Below are 16,050 nucleotides of genomic sequence, written 5' to 3'. Positions count from 1 at the left end.
GAGGCAAGGCGTTCGGCAGCATACCGCTGCCCGCGACCCGACATGATCCAGCGCATCGACTCGCACCAGCATTTCTGGCGGCCCGCACGCGGCGACTACACGTGGTTGAGCGCGAGCGTGCCGACGCTGGCCCCGCTGGTGCGCGACTTCCTGCCCGAAGACCTCGCGCCGCTGCTGCAGGCGCACGGCGTGGGCCGGACCGTGCTGGTGCAGGCTGCCGAATCGAAGGCCGAAACCGACTTCATGCTCGACCTGGCCACGGCGCACGACGTCATCGGCGGCGTGGTCGGCTGGGTCGACCTGAGCCGGCCCGGCGCCGTCGCCTCGCTGGAGCGGATGGCGCGGCACCCCAGGTTCAAGGGCGTGCGGCCGATGCTGCAGGACCTGCCCGACGACGACTGGATCGCGCACCGGCCGCGTCCTGATGCGCTGCGCACCTTGCTGCGACTCGGCCTGCGCTTCGATGCGCTGGTGAAGCAACGGCACTTGCCGCCGCTGCTGCGCTTCCTGAAGCAATGGCCGGAGCTGCCGGTGGTGGTCGACCATGGGGCCAAGCCACCCGTCGGCGCGCACGGCAGCGAAGACTTCGAGCGATGGCGCAAGAGCATTGCGGCGGTCGCGGCACTGCCGCAGGTGTGCTGCAAGTTCTCGGGGCTGTGGGGTGAGGCTCCGCCATTCACGCACGGCGACGTCAATGCGGCGGTGCACGCCGTGCGCCCGGTGTGGGAGCACCTGCTCGACGTGTTCGGGCCCGATCGCCTGATGTGGGGCAGCGACTGGCCCGTGCTCACGCTGGCCGGCGACTACGCGGGCTGGGTCGCAGTGAGCGAGGCCTGCATCGGCAGCCTTTCGCCGAGCGAGCAGGCCAGCGTGTGGCACGGCACCGCGCAGCGCTTCTACGACCTGCCGTTGCACTGACAGGGAAAGTTCATGACGCAACCCATCGTCACCCTTCGCGACCTGAGCAAGTCTTTCGCCGGCGTGCGCGCGCTCGACAAGGCGCAGTTCGATCTGCTGCCCGGCGAGGTGCATGCGCTCATGGGCGAGAACGGCGCGGGCAAGTCCACGCTGATGAAGGTGCTGGCGGGCGTGTACCGCAAGGACTCCGGCGAAGTGCTGCTCGACGGCCAGCCAGTGGACATCGCGAGCCCGCGCGCTGCGCAGGCCCTGGGCATCGGCATCATCCATCAGGAGCTCAACCTGATGAACCACCTGAGCGCCGCGCAGAACATCTTCATCGGCCGCGAGCCGCGCGGGCGCTTCGGCCTCTTCATCGACGAAGAGGCCATGTGCGCCGAGACGCAACGCATCTTCGAGCGCATGAACCTGCGGCTCGACCCGCGCACGCCGGTCGGCGAGCTCACGGTGGCCAAGCAGCAGATGGTGGAGATCGCCAAGGCGCTGTCGTTCGACTCACGCGTGCTCATCATGGACGAGCCCACCGCCGCGCTGAACAACGAAGAGGTGGCCGACCTGTTCCGCATCATCGGGCGGCTGAAGTCGCGGGGCGTGGCCATCGTCTACATCTCGCACAAGATGGACGAGCTCAAGCGCATCGCCGACCGCGTGACCGTGATGCGCGACGGCCAGTACATCGCCACCGTGCCGATGGCCGAAACGCCGATGGATTCGCTCATCGCCATGATGGTGGGCCGCCAGCTCGCGGAAGTGGAAACCGACATGCCCGACACCTCGGGCAACGAGATCGTGCTCGAGGCCAGGGGCATCTGCCGAGGAACGATGGTGCGCAACGCGAGCTTCATGCTGCGCCGCGGCGAGATCCTCGGCTTTGCGGGCCTGATGGGCGCGGGCCGCACCGAGCTGGCGCGCGCCGTGTTCGGCGCCGACCGTATCGACGCGGGCGAGGTCTTCGTGCACGGCAAGAAGGTGTCGATCAAGTCGCCCGAGGACGCGGTGGCCCACGGCATCGGCTATCTGTCGGAAGACCGCAAGCACTTCGGTCTGGCCACCGGCATGGACGTGGAAACCAACATCGCGCTGCCGAGCATGAAGAAGTTCCTGTCGATGGGCCTGTTCATCGACCAGGGCGCCATCGAGGCGGCCGGCGAGCGCTACGTGAAGCAGCTCAGCATCAAGACGCCTTCGGTGCGCCAGCAGGTGCGGCTGCTGTCGGGCGGCAACCAGCAGAAGATCGTGATCGCTAAGTGGCTGCTGCGCGACTGCGGCGTGCTCTTCTTCGACGAGCCCACGCGCGGCATCGACGTGGGCGCCAAGGCCGAGATATACCGCCTGCTCAACGAGCTTGCCGCGCAGGGCAAGGCCATCGTGATCATCTCTTCGGAGCTGCCCGAGATATTGCGCATGAGCCACCGCGTGCTCGTGATGTGCGAAGGCCGCATCACCGGCGAGCTGCCGGCGCGCGAAGCCTCGCAGGAAAAGATCATGCAGCTCGCCACCCGGCGTGAAACCACCGCTGCTGCTGCCGCCACCGCATGACGATTGGAGACACCCTTTGACGACCCCCACCGCCACCACTGCTGTCACGCCCGGCTTCTCGCTGAGGGCACGGCTCTTCCGCCCCGCCACCAGGCAGAAGCTGCTGGCCTTTGCCAGCCTCGTCGCGCTGATGGTGTTCTTCAGCGTCGCGTCGCCGCAGTTTCTGCAGGCCGACAACCTCGTGAGCATCCTGCAGTCGACAGCGGTGAACGGCGTGCTGGCCATTGCCTGCACCTTCGTCATCATCACCGCGGGCATCGATCTGTCGGTTGGCACGCTGATGACCTTCTGCGCCGTCATGGCCGGCGTGGTGCTCACCTACATGGGCATGCCGCTCGCACTCGGCATTGCGGCCGCGATTCTCTTCGGCGCGCTGGCAGGCTTTGTCTCTGGCGTGCTGATCGCCAAGCTCAAGATACCGCCCTTCATCGCGACGCTGGGCATGATGATGCTGCTCAAGGGCTTGTCATTGGTGATCTCGGGTACCAAGCCGATCTACTTCAACGACACGCCGGACTTTCCGGCGATCTCGCAAGACTCGCTCATCGGCTACTTCATTCCGGCGCTGCCGATTCCAAATGCGGTGCTGATCCTGTTCCTGGTGGCGGTGGCCGCGAGCATCGTGCTCAACAAGACCATCCTGGGCCGCTACACCTTCGCGCTCGGCAGCAATGAAGAAGCGGTGCGCCTGTCGGGCGTGAACACCGACTTCTGGAAGATCGTGGTGTACACGGTGAGCGGTGGCATCTGCGGCATTGCGGGGCTGTTGATTGCCTCGCGCCTGAACTCGGCGCAGCCCGCGCTGGGGCAGGGCTACGAACTCGACGCGATTGCGGCCGTGGTCATCGGCGGCACGTCGCTCAGCGGCGGCACCGGCACCATCGTCGGCACGATCATCGGCGCCTTCATCATGAGCGTGCTCACCAACGGCCTGCGCATTCTTTCGGTCGCGCAGGAGTGGCAGACGGTGGTCACGGGCGTGATCATCATCCTGGCCGTGTACGCCGACATCCTGCGCCGCCGCGGCAGCAAGACGCATTGATTCCCCTCGCTTTCGTTTCGTTCTACAACCACAGGAGACTTCGCATGATCCAGAGAAGAACAGCCGTTGCGTGCACGCTGGGCGCGGCGCTCATCGGCCTTGCCGGCATCGCGCAGGCGCAGACGCAAGAGGTCTACATCCCGCTCGTGTCGAAGGGCTTCCAGCACCAGTTCTGGCAGGCCGTGAAGTCGGGCGCCGAGCAGGCCGCGAAAGACTACAAGGTCAAGGTCACTTTCGAAGGCCCCGAGACCGAGGCCATGGTCGACAAGCAGATCGACATGCTTTCTGCCGCGCTTGCCAAGAAGCCGCAGGCCATCGGCTTTGCCGCGCTCGACAGCCAGGCGGCCATTCCGCTGCTGAAGAAAGCGCAGGCCGCGAAGATTCCGGTGGTGGCATTCGACTCGGGCGTGGACAGCGACATTCCCGTGACCACCACGACCACCGACAACAAGGCTGCCGCCGCGCTCGCAGCCGACAAGATGGCCGAGCTGATCGGCAAGAGCGGCGAAGTCGCGCTGGTGGTGCACGACCAGACCAGCCGCACGGGCGTCGACCGGCGCGACGGCTTCGTGAACCGCATCAAGTCGACCTACCCGAACATCAAGATCGTGAGCGTGCAGTACGGCGGCGGCGACCAGTTGAAGTCGACCGAGATCACCAAGTCGATATTGCAAGCCTCGCCCAACCTCAAGGGCATCTTCGGCGCCAATGAAGGCTCTGCCATCGGCGTGGTCAACGGCGTGAAGGAGATGAAGCGCAATGGCAAGGTCGTGATCATCGGCTACGACTCCGGCAAGCAGCAGAAGAACGCCATCATGGACGGCAGCATGGCCGGCGCCATCACGCAGAACCCCGTGGGCATGGGCTACAAGACCGTCGAGATGGCCGTGAAGGCCATCAAGGGCGAGAAGCTGCCGAAGGTGGTCGACACCGGGTTCTTCTGGTACGACAAGACCAACATCGCCGATCCGAAGATCGCAGCGGTGCTGTACGACTGATCGCTCGCCCGCAAAGTCCCATGACCATCGTCCGATCCATGCGCGTGCTCGACGTGCGCTTTCCCACCTCGCAGCATCTGGACGGCTCCGATGCGATGAACCCCGACCCCGACTATTCGGCGGCGTACGTCGTGCTCGAAACCGACCAGCCGGGGCTCGAAGGCCACGGCCTCACCTTCACCATCGGCCGCGGCAACGAGATCTGCTGCGCGGCCATCGAGGCGATGCGGCATCTGGTCGTGGGGCTCGACCTGGCATGGGTGGCCGAGGACATGGGCCGCTTCTGGCGGCATGTGACATCGGACAGCCAGCTGCGCTGGATCGGCCCCGACAAGGGCGCGATTCATCTTGCGACCGGCGCGGTGGTCAACGCGATGTGGGACCTGTGGGCCAAGTCCGAAGGCAAGCCCGTGTGGCAGCTGGTAGCCGACATGAGCCCCGAGGAACTGGTGCGATGCATCGACTTTCGCTACATCACCGACTGCATCGCGCCGGACGAGGCACTGGCCCTGCTGCGCGCGGCGGCCGTTGGCAAGGCCGAACGCATCGCCACGCTGCAGGCCGAGGGCTACCCCTGCTACACCACATCGGCCGGCTGGCTGGGCTACTCCGACGAGAAGCTGCGGCGCCTCGCGCAAGAGGCTGTGGATGCGGGCTTCAACCACATCAAGCTGAAGGTGGGGCGCGACCTGCAGGACGACATCCGCCGCCTGCGCGTGGCGCGCGAGGTGCTCGGGCCCGACCGGCACCTGATGATCGACGCCAACCAGGTGTGGGAAGTCGGCCAGGCCATCGACTGGGTGCGCCAGCTGGCGTTTGCCAAGCCGTGGTTCATCGAGGAACCCACCAGCCCCGACGACGTGGAAGGCCACCGCAAGATTCGCGAGGGCATCGCACCGGTGAAAGTGGCCACGGGCGAGATGTGCCAGAACCGCATCATGTTCAAGCAGTTCATCATGCGCGGCGGCATCGACGTGGTGCAGATCGACGCGTGCAGGCTAGGCGGCGTGAACGAGATTCTTGCAGTGATGCTGATGGCCGCGAAGTACAAACTGCCCGTGTGCCCGCATGCAGGGGGCGTGGGGCTGTGCGAGTACGTGCAGCACCTGTCGATGATCGACTACCTCTGCATCTCGGGCACGCGCGAAGGCCGCGTGGTCGAGTATGTCGACCACCTGCACGAGCACTTCGTCGAGCCCTGCGAGATTCGCAATGCGGCCTACATGCCGCCGAAGGGCGCGGGCTTCTCGATCACGATGAAGCCGGAGTCGCTGGAGAAATACCGCTTTCGTGGATAAGGAAAGGCATCGCACAGCATGGACCTGAATCTGAAGGACAAGGTGGTGATCGTTACCGGTGGCGGCAGCGGAATCGGCGCGGCCATTTCGATGACGCTGGCACAGGAGGGCGCGGTGCCTGTGATCTGCGGGAAGAATCCGCTCGAAGCGCCTTTTGAAGAGGCATTGCGTTCGCTGCAGCCGCGTGCGCGGTTCTTCCAGTTCGAGCTGATGGAAGAAACCGCTTGTGCCAAGGCCATTGCCGATACCGCCGCCGAGTTCGGTCGCATCGATGGCCTGGTCAACAACGCGGGCGTGAACGACAGCGTGGGGCTGGAGGCGGGACGCGAGGCCTTCGTACGTTCACTCGAACGCAATCTCGTCCACTGCTACGTGATGGCGCATTACTGCCTGCCGCACCTGAAGGCCAGCCGCGGCGCGATCGTGAACATCTCGTCGAAGACGGCAATAACGGGGCAGGGCAACACCAGCGGCTACACCGCCGCCAAGGGCGGGCAACTGTCGCTGACGCGTGAGTGGGCTGCTTCATTGCTGGAGGACGGCGTTCGCGTGAACGCGGTGATCCCGGCCGAGGTGATGACGCCGCTGTACCAGCGCTGGATTTCCGCGTTCGACGAGCCTGATCGCAAGCTCGCGGAGATCACCGACAAGATCCCGCTTGGCCGCCGCATGACGACTCCACAGGAGGTTGCGGACAACGTCGTGTTCCTGTTGTCGGAGCGTGCCGCGCACACCACCGGGCAATGGGTGTTTGTGGACGGCGGATATACGCATCTGGATCGGGCGCTGACCTGATTGATTCCCTGCTTTGATCGGAACAAGCCATGCGCCATTTCCTGACTCTCGATTTGAAAGACGACCCCGCATTGATCGCCGAGTACGAGGCTTATCACCGCAGCATCTGGCCCGAGGTGCGCGAGCACCTGAATGCGCACGGCATAACGGCCATGGAAATCTACCGGCTCGGTACGCGGATGGTGATGCTGATGGAGACGGACGATGCCTGCTACAACGCCGATGCCATGGCGCTTGCCACGCGGAGCAATCCAAAGATCAGGGAGTGGGAAGAACTGATGTGGAAGTTCCAGGCGCCCACGCCCTGGACGCCTGAAGGGGAGAAGTGGGTCGCGATGACGCGGATCTTCGCTTTGTAATCAAAAGATTCAAATTTGATCCAAGATTTGACATTTTTGTCCCGTGTTTACATTTGCTGGGCACAATGCCGGCATGCCAAACATTGCATCCATCCTTAAATCTGAAATCTCGCGTGTCGCCCGCAAGGAAGTCCGCGCAGAAATGGAAACCCTCAAGAAGGCATCGGTTCATCACCGCGCGGCCATAGCGGCATTGCGCCGCCAAGTGAGTTCACTGGAGAAGGAACTGCGCAACGTTGCCAAAGGCACGGCCCGCAGTGCACGCGCGAGCGAACCAGACGAGTCGGATGAAGGCGGAACCAAGCGCCGCTTCAGTGCCGGGCGCCTGGCTGCGCATCGCACGAAGCTGGGTATTTCCGCCGCGTCTTATGGAAAGCTGGTGGGCGTGTCGGGCCAGACGATCTACCACTGGGAACAGGGCAAGGCCCGGCCCAGGGCAGCGCAACTCGAGAACCTTGCTTCGGTGCGCGGGCTGAGCAAGCACGAAGTGGCGCAGCGTCTGGAAGCCGAGTAGCCAGCCGCCAGTGTTGGTTCAGTGATCGTGATGAAGGTAGCTCGCTTGCCTCGGCAGGCGCAGGCTCACCAGGAACGCGATCACCATCATCGCGCTCACGTACCAGAAGAACGCCGACTCGTGTCCCAGTGACTTGAGTCCCAGCGCCACGTATTCGGCCGAGCCGCCGAAGATCGCGTTGGCCACGGCATAGGCCAGTCCTACGCCCAGCGCCCGTACTTCAGGCGGGAACATCTCCGCCTTCACGATCCCGCTGATCGACGTGTAGAAGCTCACGATGGCCAGCGCCACGATGATCAGCACGAAAGCCATCACCGGGCTCGTCGTGTGCTGCAGTGCGGTAAGGATGGGCACGGTCGTCAGCGCGCCGAGTCCGCCGAACAGCAGCATGTTGTTGCGCCGCCCGATGCGGTCCGACAGCGCGCCGAACACCGGCTGCATGCACATGTAGGCGAACAGCGCCCCGGTCATCACATAACTTGCGGTCTTGATGGGCAGGTGCACGGTGTTCACCAGGTACTTCTGCATGTACGTGGTGAAGGTGTAGAAGATCAGCGAGCCGCCGGCCGTGTAGCCCAGCACCGTGAGGAAGGCGGGCGTGTGATGCCTGAACAGGCCGGCCATGCTGCCGGCCTCCTTGTTCTTCTTGGCTTCGTCGGTCTGCGTTTCATGCAGCGTGCGGCGCAGCAGCAGCGCGACAACCGCTGCGATGGCGCCGATGACGAACGGAACACGCCAGCCCCAGGCCTTGAGTTCGGCCTCGGTCAGCAGTTGTTCGAGCACCACGATCACCAGCACCGCGAGCAGTTGCCCGCCGATCAGCGTGACGTACTGGAATGACGAGAAGAAGCCGCGCTGGCCGCGCAGTGCCACCTCGCTCATGTAGGTGGCGGTGGTGCCGTATTCGCCGCCGACCGACAGCCCCTGGAACAGGCGGCAGATCAGCAGCAGGAAGGGCGCCCACGCGCCTATCTGCGCGTGAGTCGGCAGGCACGCGATGACGAGCGAGCCGGCGCACATCATCGTCACCGAGATCAGCATCGACGTCTTGCGCCCCAGCCGGTCGGCCACGCGGCCGAAGAGCCAGCCGCCGATGGGCCGCATCAGGAAGCCGGCCGCGAACACGCCGGCGGTGTTCAGCAACTGGGCGGTGGGGTCCGATTTGGGAAAGAAGGCCGGCGCAAAGTACAGCGCCGAGAACGCATACACATAGAAGTCGAACCACTCGACCAGGTTGCCGGAAGAGGCCGCCATGATCGCGAAGACGCGGTGGCGCTTTTCTTCGGCCGTGTAGTGCGGGAGTGGCGAAGCAGAGGCCGCTGGGCCTCCCGGAACAGGCGTGACTGCGCTCATGGTGCCTTCTTGTGCCGTGCAGGCAATGTTGTTGTTGCCAAAACATTCTGCGCCGGCAAGAGGCTGCGGCGTGTCGGTCAACGCCGCATCGGCCTACCCCCGAAGTGGCCTTCGGGAGGCCTTCAGGCAAGCCTAGAACGTACCCGGCAGCAGGATGCTCGAATCGACTTCGTCGATGTTCGTGCGGCCGCAGAAAGCCATCGTGATGTCGAGCTCCTTGTGGATGAGCTGCAGCGCGCGCGTTACGCCCTCTTGCCCGTAGGCGCCCAGGCCATACAGGAAGCTGCGGCCGATCATGGTGCCGCGTGCGCCCAGCGCGCGGGCCTTAAGCACGTCTTGCCCGCTGCGGATGCCGCCGTCCATCCACACCTCGATCTCGGTGCCCACCGCGTCGACGATGGCGGGCAGCGCAGCAATGGATGAAGGTGCGCCGTCGAGCTGCCGGCCGCCGTGGTTCGACACGATGAGCGCATCGGCGCCGCTCGAGGCTGCAAGGCGCGCGTCTTCCACGTCCATGATGCCCTTGAGGATGAGCTTGCCGCCCCAGAGCTTCTTGATCCATTCGACATCGGCCCAGCTCAGCGCGGGGTCGAACTGCTCGGCGGTCCATGACGACAGCGACGACAGGTCTTTCACGCCCTTGGCGTGGCCCGCGATGTTGCCGAAGGTGCGGCGCTTGGTGCCCAGCATGCCCATGCACCAGCGCGGCTTGGTGGCCAGGTTGATCAGGTTCTTGATGGTGGGCTTGGGCGGCGCTGTGAGGCCGTTCTTGATGTCCTTGTGGCGCTGCCCGAGGATCTGCAGGTCGAGCGTGAGCTGCAGGGCCGTGACGTTGGCGGCCTTTGCGCGCTCGATCAGGCGTTCGATGAAGTCGCGGTCCTTCATCACGTAGAGCTGGAACCAGAAGGGATGGCGGTCGGTGCCTTCGGCAATGTCTTCGAGCGAGCAGATGCTCATGGTCGACAGCGTGAACGGAATGCCGAAGGCCTTGGCTGCGCGCGCGCCGAGGATCTCGCCGTCGGCATGCTGCATGCCGGTGAGGCCGGTGGGCGCAATGGCCACGGGCATTGCGGCCTCCTGGCCGACCATGGTGGTACGGGTGGAGCGGCCTTCCATGTTCACGGCCACGCGCTGGCGCAGCTTGATCTTCTGGAAGTCGCTCTCGTTGGCGCGGTAGGTGCCCTCGGTCCAGGCGCCGGAGTCGGCGTAGTCGTAGAACATCTTCGGCACACGCCGCTTGGCGATCACCCGCAGGTCTTCGATGCTGGTGATCTTGGAAAGGTCGGACACGGGCTGTCTCCTGGCTGGTTCTTGTGGATTGACGAAGGCGAACCGGCCATTATCGGCAGGCGCTCCGGTGCGCCATCTGAAAAAAGCCGGGCTCGCAACTGAAAAAAATTCAGATCGGTCGCTTCACTTGCGCAGGGCCTCGCGCAGCCACTCGACGAAGGTCGCGCACTCCCAGCGCTCCATGGCGCCGGGCCGCCAGCACAGGAAGTAGGCGTTGGGCGAAGGCACGCTGCGCTGCGACAGCCGCACCAGCCGCCCGTTGTCGAGCCAGGCGCTGCCCAGCCGCAGGTGCATCAGCACCACGCCGAAATCTTCGGCCGCCGCGTCGAGCGCCAGCCCGAGGTCGTTGAACTGGTGTCCCGTGGCCGGCTCGGGCAGGCCCACGCCGCAGGCCTTGAACCAGGTGCGCCACGACTCCAGCGGCGTGCGCAGCAACTGCGCGCGCGACACCTCGGCATCGGTGGCAAAGCCGTCGAAGGGGCCGTGGCGCTTCAGGTAGGCGGGGCTGCACACCGGCGAGACCTCGTCGGCCAGCAGTTGGACAAACTCGCGATCGTGAAAGGGCCCGGTGCCGAAGCGCAACTCGATGTCGGCCTCTTCGACCGTGACGTTGCGCACCGGCATGGTCACCTGCAGCATCAGCTCGATGTTCGGGTACGCGTCGCGAAATCGCGCGAGCCGCGGCAGCAGCATCTGCCGCGAGAAGGTCGGCGTGACCGCCACGCGCAGCCGCCGCACCTGCGACTCGGGCTCGCGGCCCGGCACCTGCTGCAGCGCCGCAATGGCCTCGCGCACGCGCGCCAGGTAGGCCATGCCGTCGGCGCTGAGGCTGAAATCGCTACCCACGAAGAACTTCAGCCCCAGCAGCAGTTCGAGCTGGCGGATGCGGTGGCTCACCGCGCTGGGCGTCACGCTGAGCTCTTCGGCGGCGAGGTTCACGCTGCGCAGGCGTGCAACGGCCTCGAAGGCCTGCAGGCCCTGGGTCGAGGGGAGACGCGGAGAAACCATCTTTTGCTGGCGAGGGGAGCGGGTTAGGATGGTAGCGAACGCTTTCGGCCGCTCGTGGCAGGACCATTCCCGCCTCGTGTTGCCGACTCAAAAAGATTCCAACAAAGAGGAGACAAGCGCATGGTCTGGCAACAGGTTTACAACCCGTTCGGCAACATGATCGTATCGACGGCACTGGCCGCGATACCGGTGGTGGTGATGCTGGTGTGCCTCGGGTTGCTTCACGTCAAGGCGCACTACGCGGCGGGGCTCGGCCTGCTGAGTGCGGTGGTCATCGCGGTGTTCGCTTTCGGCATGCCGGCCGACATGGCGGGCAAGGCGGCCTTTCTGGGCGGCATCACCGGCCTGCTGCCCATTGGCTGGATCGTGCTGAACATCATCTTCCTGCAGCAGCTCACGCAGCAGAACGGCAGCTTCCAGATACTGCAGGACTCCATTGCCGGCATCACGGAAGACAGGCGCCTGCAGCTGCTGCTCATCGCCTTTGCCTTCGGTGCCTTCTTCGAAGGTGCGGCCGGCTTCGGCACGCCGGTGGCGGTCACGGCGGCCATTCTCATCGGGCTGGGCTTCTCGCCGCTCGCGGCCTCGGGGCTCTCGCTCATTGCCAACACGGCGCCGGTTGCCTTCGGCGCGCTGGGCACACCGGTCATCACGCTGGCCAAGGTGCACGGCTACGACCTGATGGCGGTCACCGCGATGATCGGGCGGCAGCTGCCGTTCTTCTCGCTACTGGTGCCGTTCTGGCTCATCTGGGCCTTCGCGGGGCGCAAGGGAATGATGGAGGTGTGGCCGGCCATCCTGGTGACGGGCGTGTCCTTTGCGATTCCGCAGTTCCTGGTGTCGAACTACATCGGTCCCGAGCTGGTGGACATCATCGCGGCCATCGTGTCGATGGTTTGCCTGGTGCTGTTCCTGCGCGTGTGGAAGCCGAAGAAGATCTGGACCTCGGTGTCGCTCAAGGGGCACGAAACCGACGGCGGCGAGGCCGGCCCGGCCGTTGCGCCCGCGAAGCATTCGAGCGCCGCCGTGATCCGCGCCTGGACGCCGTGGCTCATTCTCACGGTGTTCGTGTTCATCTGGGGCCTGCCTGTGGTGAAGACCTGGCTCAACGGCATCTTCGCGCCCAACTTCCCCATCGAGGGGCTGCACAACATGATCGAGAAGGTGGCGCCCGTGGTGCCCAAGCCGACGAAGGAGGGCGCTGTGTACCAGCTGCTGCTGCTCTCGGCCACGGGCACCGGCATCCTGGTGTCGGCCATCGTGGGCGGGCTGGTGATGAAGTACAACCCGATCCAGCTCGTGGCCGCCTATGGCCGCACGCTGTGGCTGGTGAAGTTCTCGCTGCTCACCATCATGCTGATGCTCGCGCTGGGAACGCTCACGCGCTACTCGGGGCTGGACACCACGCTGGGGCTGGCCTTTGCCAACACCGGCATGTTCTACCCGTTCTTCGGCACGCTGATGGGCTGGCTGGGCGTGGCGCTCACGGGCTCCGACACGGCGTCGAACGTGCTCTTCGGCGGTATGCAGAAGGTGGCTGCCGACCAGCTGGGCCTGAGCCCGAACCTGATGGGCGCGGCCAACAGCTCGGGCGGCGTGATGGGCAAGATGATCGATGCACAGTCGATCGTGGTTGCCTCCACCGCCACGCGCTGGTTCAACCACGAAGGCGAGATCCTTCGCTACGTCTTCTTCCACTCCATCGCGCTGGCCTGCCTCGTGGGCTTCTACGTGACCTTGCAGGCTTATGTGTGGCCGTTCACGCTGATGGTCGTGAAGTGACGAGCGCGGCTGTCAGCGCCTGAAGCAAGCGGCGCAGGTCGTCGACCGCTTCGCGCGCGAGTGCGGCGTCGCCCATCTGCGCCTTGACGATGGCGCCGTCGACGCCCAGCGCGGCCGCCTGCGCAATGGCCGTGCGCTGTGGTCCGTCGGGCATGAGGCCCGCAATTACCTCGACCATCTCGCGCTTGTGCTCGCGCGCGATTTCGCTGGCACCGGCCACGCTCGTGCCCACTTCCACCACCGAGTTGATGAACGCGCAGCCGCGGAACACCGGGTCGGCAAACCATTCGGCCATCACGTCGGCCAGCATCTCCAGCGCCTGTGCGTCGCCGATGCGCTGCTGCGCGCCGCGCCGGCCGAGCGCATCGATGAACCATGCCATCCATCGTCCGTGCCGGTGGTCGAGAAAGGCTCGCACCAGGTCGTCCTTCGAAGGAAAGTGCCGGTAGAAGGTGACCTTGGTGACGCCCGACGCGGCAATGACGCGGTCGATGCCGGTGGCGCGAATGCCGTCGGCATAGAAGAGGTCGTGCGCGGTGAGAAGGATGCGCTCGCGCGCAGGCAGCGCAGAGATGACGGAGATGTCCATGCCGCGATTGTAGGCATGTAGACAGGTCTGTCTACATGTGGCACATTGCGGCGCATTCCCCTTCACCACTTCAACGAAAGACCCTCATGGAATCCCGCCCGCCGCTGCCGCCCTTCACCCTTGAATCGGCCACCAGGAAAGTCCAGGCTGCCGAAGACGCCTGGAACTCGCGCGACCCCGTGCGCGTGAGCCTGGCCTACACGCCCGACACTGAATGGCGCAACCGCGCCGAGTTCGTCAATGGCCGCGAGCAGGTGGTCGAATTCTTGTCGCGCAAGTGGGTGCGCGAGCTCGACTACCGGCTGAAGAAGCAGCTGTGGGCCTTCATGGACAACCGCATCGCGGTGCGCTTCGAGTACGAATGGCACGACGACGCGGGCCATTGGTATCGCAGCCACGGCAACGAGAACTGGGAGTTCGCGGAGAACGGCCTGATGCAAAGGCGCTTTGCGAGCATCAACGACCAGCCCATCAAGGAGGCGGATCGCAAGTTCCACTGGGCGCGCACCTGACCTTGCCGGGTGCTGCGGGCACGGCTGTTGCTTGCTTTTGGTGCATGGAGACGCCCTTACTGAACCCGACCGCCAGCCACCCGCTCTGGCAGCACCAGCTTGGCCTGCTGCTTGAGTCGACGGGCGAGGGCATCTTCGGCATCGACCTGGACGGTCATTGCATGTTCATCAACCGGGCCGGCGCGCAGATGCTCGGCCACGAGGTGCGCGACGTGCTCGGTTCGAACATGCACGAGCTCACGCACCACTCGCACCCCGACGGTTCGCACTACGCCGACACCGACTGCCCCATCTTCAACGCCTTCAGACGCGGCCTGCCGTGCCGCATCGACACCGAGGTGTTCTGGCGCCGCGACGGCACCGCCTTCGCGGTCGAATATTCGAGCCACCCCATCATGGATGGCGCGCAGGTGCGCGGCGCCGTCATCACCTTTGTCGATATCACCGAACGCCGCCGCCAGGCCGAAGCCTTGCAGCAGGCCAAGGACGAACTCGGCCTGCGCGTACAAGAGCGCACCCGCGAACTCAGCGACGCGCTGGTGCAACTGCGCGAACTCTCTGCCTGGCTCGACAAGGTGCGCGAAGACGAGCGAACCCGCATCGCGCGCGAGGTGCACGACGAGCTCGGAAGCCTGCTGGTGGCGCTGAAGATGGACGTCAACTGGATCGGCAAGCGCCTGGGCGAACAGCAGGAGCGCACGCCCGACGCGGCACAAGCCATGCGCGACCAGATGCGCTGCAAGTGCACGAACATGAGCCAGCTCATCGAACGCGCGGTAGACAACGTGGGGCGCATCATCACCGACCTGCGTCCCAGCATCCTCGACCATCAGGGCCTGTGGGCCGCGCTCGAATGGCAGGCGCACGAGTTCGTGCAGGCGGCGGAGCTCGAACTGGACTGGCGCTTCGACGTGCCGCCTGGCGTGGAGCTGCCCGAGCCTGCGGCTATTGCAGTGTTCCGTATCTTCCAGGAGATGCTGAGCAACGTCGGCCGGCATGCGCGGGCGCACAGCCTCGACATTCGCATCGGTGTCGAACAAGAGCAACTGAGCATCAGCGTGCGCGACGACGGTGTCGGTGCACCGGCGCAGGCCTTCGAGGCTGCCACTTCCTATGGCGTGCTCGGCATGCGAGAGCGTGCGCGCCACTTCGGCGGGCGCATAGATATCGAAAGCCACGTGGGGGAGGGAAGCACCTTCTTTTTGCACCTGCCGCTGCCATGAAGCCCTGTCTTTCGATTTGCTGCGTCGGTTTGGGGCGCGATCACGCCGACGGGGGACATTCGCGGAGGGGAGTACCCGGTGTCATCCGCACGCACCCCGAACAAGAACAAGAAAACACGGACAAATGAGATGACCGACATCCGCGTACTGATAGCCGACGACCACCGCATCGTGCGAGAGGGCCTCAAGCAGATGCTCGGCGACCTCTCCAACGGCCTGCCCACCATGACCGTGCGCGCCGAAGCACAGACCGGCCCGGAAGTGCTGGAAACGGTACAGGCGCTCGGAGGCCAGGAAGGCCTCGACGTGGTCCTGCTCGACATCGCATTGCCGGGCCGCGACGGCCTCGACGTGCTGCAAGCCTTGCGCAAACAGTGGCCCACGCTCCCCGTGCTGATGCTCAGCACGTACCCCGAGAAGCAGTACGCCGTACGCTGCATCAAGCTCGGCGCCTCGGGCTATCTCAACAAGAGCGCCGACGCCGACGACATGGTCGGTGCGGTGCGCAAGGTGGCGGCCGGTGGGTTGTATGTGTCGGCGGCCACGGCCGAGGCACTGGCCACTGCCGTGGGCCGTGGCGCCGGGCAGGGCGCCGAAATGCTCTCGCACCGCGAGCATCAGGTGTACCGCCTGCTCAGCGCCGGGCACAGCGTGAGCGAAATCGGTGCGCAGCTGGGCCTGGCGCCCAACACCGTGAGCACCTACCGCGCGCGCATCCTCGAAAAGACCGGCACCAAGAACGACGTGGAACTGGCCCTGTATGCCGAACGCCACGGCAAGCAGGGTGCGACTGGCTGAAAACACGGCCGGTGTGCACCGGCTTGTAGTGC

General features: G+C 65.1%; 16 protein-coding genes. 12 read left to right on the top strand and 4 right to left on the bottom strand.

What is annotated here, in order from left to right; genetic code table 11:
• The first annotated feature begins 42 nt into the window (after positions 1-42).
• From BMW87_RS08145 to BMW87_RS08110, 8 genes are all read left to right on the top strand, one after another.
• Positions 43-918 (top strand): amidohydrolase family protein, encoded by an 876-nt coding sequence (locus tag BMW87_RS08145; RefSeq protein ID WP_093075696.1) that lies wholly within the window; start codon positions 43-45, stop codon positions 916-918.
• 12 nt (positions 919-930) lie between these two features.
• Complete coding sequence (locus BMW87_RS08140; protein ID WP_093075694.1) at positions 931-2,457, top strand: sugar ABC transporter ATP-binding protein; 1,527 nt, start codon at positions 931-933, stop codon at positions 2,455-2,457.
• Between the two features lie 16 nt (positions 2,458-2,473).
• Positions 2,474-3,499, top strand: a complete 1,026-nt coding sequence (locus BMW87_RS08135; protein WP_093049123.1) for an ABC transporter permease — start codon at positions 2,474-2,476, stop codon at positions 3,497-3,499.
• 44 nt (positions 3,500-3,543) lie between these two features.
• Entirely contained in the window at positions 3,544-4,497 is a 954-nt protein-coding gene (locus BMW87_RS08130; RefSeq protein WP_093049126.1) for an ABC transporter substrate-binding protein, read from the top strand.
• A gap of 20 nt (positions 4,498-4,517) precedes the next feature.
• Positions 4,518-5,795: an L-fuconate dehydratase gene (locus BMW87_RS08125; protein ID WP_093075693.1), complete on the top strand. Its 1,278-nt coding sequence runs from the start codon at positions 4,518-4,520 to the stop codon at positions 5,793-5,795.
• An 18-nt stretch (positions 5,796-5,813) separates the two neighbouring features.
• On the top strand, positions 5,814-6,590 hold the full coding sequence (locus BMW87_RS08120; protein ID WP_093075691.1) for an SDR family oxidoreductase: 777 nt from the start codon (positions 5,814-5,816) through the stop codon (positions 6,588-6,590).
• Between the two features lie 29 nt (positions 6,591-6,619).
• Positions 6,620-6,949 carry an L-rhamnose mutarotase gene (locus tag BMW87_RS08115; RefSeq protein ID WP_093075690.1) on the top strand — a complete coding sequence of 110 codons (330 nt, stop codon included), beginning with the start codon at positions 6,620-6,622 and terminating at the stop codon, positions 6,947-6,949.
• A gap of 73 nt (positions 6,950-7,022) precedes the next feature.
• Positions 7,023-7,463 carry a helix-turn-helix domain-containing protein gene (locus tag BMW87_RS08110; protein WP_093075688.1) on the top strand — a complete coding sequence of 147 codons (441 nt, stop codon included), beginning with the start codon at positions 7,023-7,025 and terminating at the stop codon, positions 7,461-7,463.
• 18 nt (positions 7,464-7,481) lie between these two features.
• On the opposite strand, the gene BMW87_RS08105 is transcribed toward BMW87_RS08110, so the two are convergent.
• The 3 genes from BMW87_RS08105 to BMW87_RS08095 form a co-directional block, all read right to left on the bottom strand.
• Positions 7,482-8,816 (bottom strand): MFS family transporter, encoded by a 1,335-nt coding sequence (locus BMW87_RS08105; protein ID WP_093076064.1) that lies wholly within the window; start codon positions 8,814-8,816, stop codon positions 7,482-7,484.
• Between the two features lie 132 nt (positions 8,817-8,948).
• A complete protein-coding gene (locus tag BMW87_RS08100) occupies positions 8,949-10,106 on the bottom strand; it encodes an alpha-hydroxy acid oxidase (protein WP_093049139.1) in 1,158 nt (385 codons plus the stop codon).
• Between the two features lie 123 nt (positions 10,107-10,229).
• Entirely contained in the window at positions 10,230-11,114 is an 885-nt protein-coding gene (locus tag BMW87_RS08095; protein WP_093075686.1) for a LysR substrate-binding domain-containing protein, read from the bottom strand.
• Positions 11,115-11,234: 120 nt separating this feature from the next.
• Between BMW87_RS08095 and BMW87_RS08090 the strand changes: the two genes are divergently transcribed.
• Positions 11,235-12,896, top strand: a complete 1,662-nt coding sequence (locus tag BMW87_RS08090) for an L-lactate permease (RefSeq protein ID WP_093075685.1) — start codon at positions 11,235-11,237, stop codon at positions 12,894-12,896.
• Here the strand turns inward: BMW87_RS08090 and BMW87_RS08085 are convergent.
• Positions 12,874-13,485 carry a TetR/AcrR family transcriptional regulator gene (locus tag BMW87_RS08085; RefSeq protein WP_093075683.1) on the bottom strand — a complete coding sequence of 204 codons (612 nt, stop codon included), beginning with the start codon at positions 13,483-13,485 and terminating at the stop codon, positions 12,874-12,876. The two genes, BMW87_RS08090 and BMW87_RS08085, sit on opposite strands and share 23 nt — an antisense overlap.
• A gap of 86 nt (positions 13,486-13,571) precedes the next feature.
• Between BMW87_RS08085 and BMW87_RS08080 the strand changes: the two genes are divergently transcribed.
• From BMW87_RS08080 to BMW87_RS08070, 3 genes are all read left to right on the top strand, one after another.
• A complete protein-coding gene (locus BMW87_RS08080; protein WP_093075681.1) occupies positions 13,572-13,997 on the top strand; it encodes a nuclear transport factor 2 family protein in 426 nt (141 codons plus the stop codon).
• Between the two features lie 44 nt (positions 13,998-14,041).
• On the top strand, positions 14,042-15,220 hold the full coding sequence (locus tag BMW87_RS08075) for a sensor histidine kinase (RefSeq protein WP_093075680.1): 1,179 nt from the start codon (positions 14,042-14,044) through the stop codon (positions 15,218-15,220).
• Between the two features lie 129 nt (positions 15,221-15,349).
• Positions 15,350-16,018, top strand: coding sequence for a response regulator transcription factor (locus tag BMW87_RS08070; RefSeq protein WP_093075678.1), 669 nt, complete (start codon positions 15,350-15,352; stop codon positions 16,016-16,018).
• The last annotated feature ends 32 nt before the right edge of the window (positions 16,019-16,050 follow it).

This window comes from Variovorax sp. OV084, assembly GCF_900111625.1.
Classification (GTDB): domain Bacteria; phylum Pseudomonadota; class Gammaproteobacteria; order Burkholderiales; family Burkholderiaceae_C; genus Variovorax.
The sequence above is the reverse complement of the archived record's forward strand: the minus strand, read 5'-3'. Positions and strand labels throughout refer to the sequence as shown.

Bases quoted from the DNA above. Each gene is read 5' to 3' on its own strand.
- BMW87_RS08075 (WP_093075680.1), top strand. From the start codon at position 14,042: ATGGAGACGCCCTTACTGAACCCGACCGCCAGCCACCCGCTCTGGCAG.
- BMW87_RS08140 (WP_093075694.1), top strand. From the start codon at position 931: ATGACGCAACCCATCGTCACCCTTCGCGACCTGAGCAAGTCTTTCGCC.
- BMW87_RS08105 (WP_093076064.1), bottom strand. From the start codon at position 8,816: ATGAGCGCAGTCACGCCTGTTCCGGGAGGCCCAGCGGCCTCTGCTTCG.
- BMW87_RS08085 (WP_093075683.1), bottom strand. From the start codon at position 13,485: ATGGACATCTCCGTCATCTCTGCGCTGCCTGCGCGCGAGCGCATCCTT.
- BMW87_RS08115 (WP_093075690.1), top strand. From the start codon at position 6,620: ATGCGCCATTTCCTGACTCTCGATTTGAAAGACGACCCCGCATTGATC.
- BMW87_RS08070 (WP_093075678.1), top strand. From the start codon at position 15,350: ATGACCGACATCCGCGTACTGATAGCCGACGACCACCGCATCGTGCGA.
- BMW87_RS08145 (WP_093075696.1), top strand. From the start codon at position 43: ATGATCCAGCGCATCGACTCGCACCAGCATTTCTGGCGGCCCGCACGC.
- BMW87_RS08120 (WP_093075691.1), top strand. From the start codon at position 5,814: ATGGACCTGAATCTGAAGGACAAGGTGGTGATCGTTACCGGTGGCGGC.
- BMW87_RS08080 (WP_093075681.1), top strand. From the start codon at position 13,572: ATGGAATCCCGCCCGCCGCTGCCGCCCTTCACCCTTGAATCGGCCACC.
- BMW87_RS08130 (WP_093049126.1), top strand. From the start codon at position 3,544: ATGATCCAGAGAAGAACAGCCGTTGCGTGCACGCTGGGCGCGGCGCTC.
- BMW87_RS08095 (WP_093075686.1), bottom strand. From the start codon at position 11,114: ATGGTTTCTCCGCGTCTCCCCTCGACCCAGGGCCTGCAGGCCTTCGAG.
- BMW87_RS08090 (WP_093075685.1), top strand. From the start codon at position 11,235: ATGGTCTGGCAACAGGTTTACAACCCGTTCGGCAACATGATCGTATCG.
- BMW87_RS08110 (WP_093075688.1), top strand. From the start codon at position 7,023: ATGCCAAACATTGCATCCATCCTTAAATCTGAAATCTCGCGTGTCGCC.
- BMW87_RS08125 (WP_093075693.1), top strand. From the start codon at position 4,518: ATGACCATCGTCCGATCCATGCGCGTGCTCGACGTGCGCTTTCCCACC.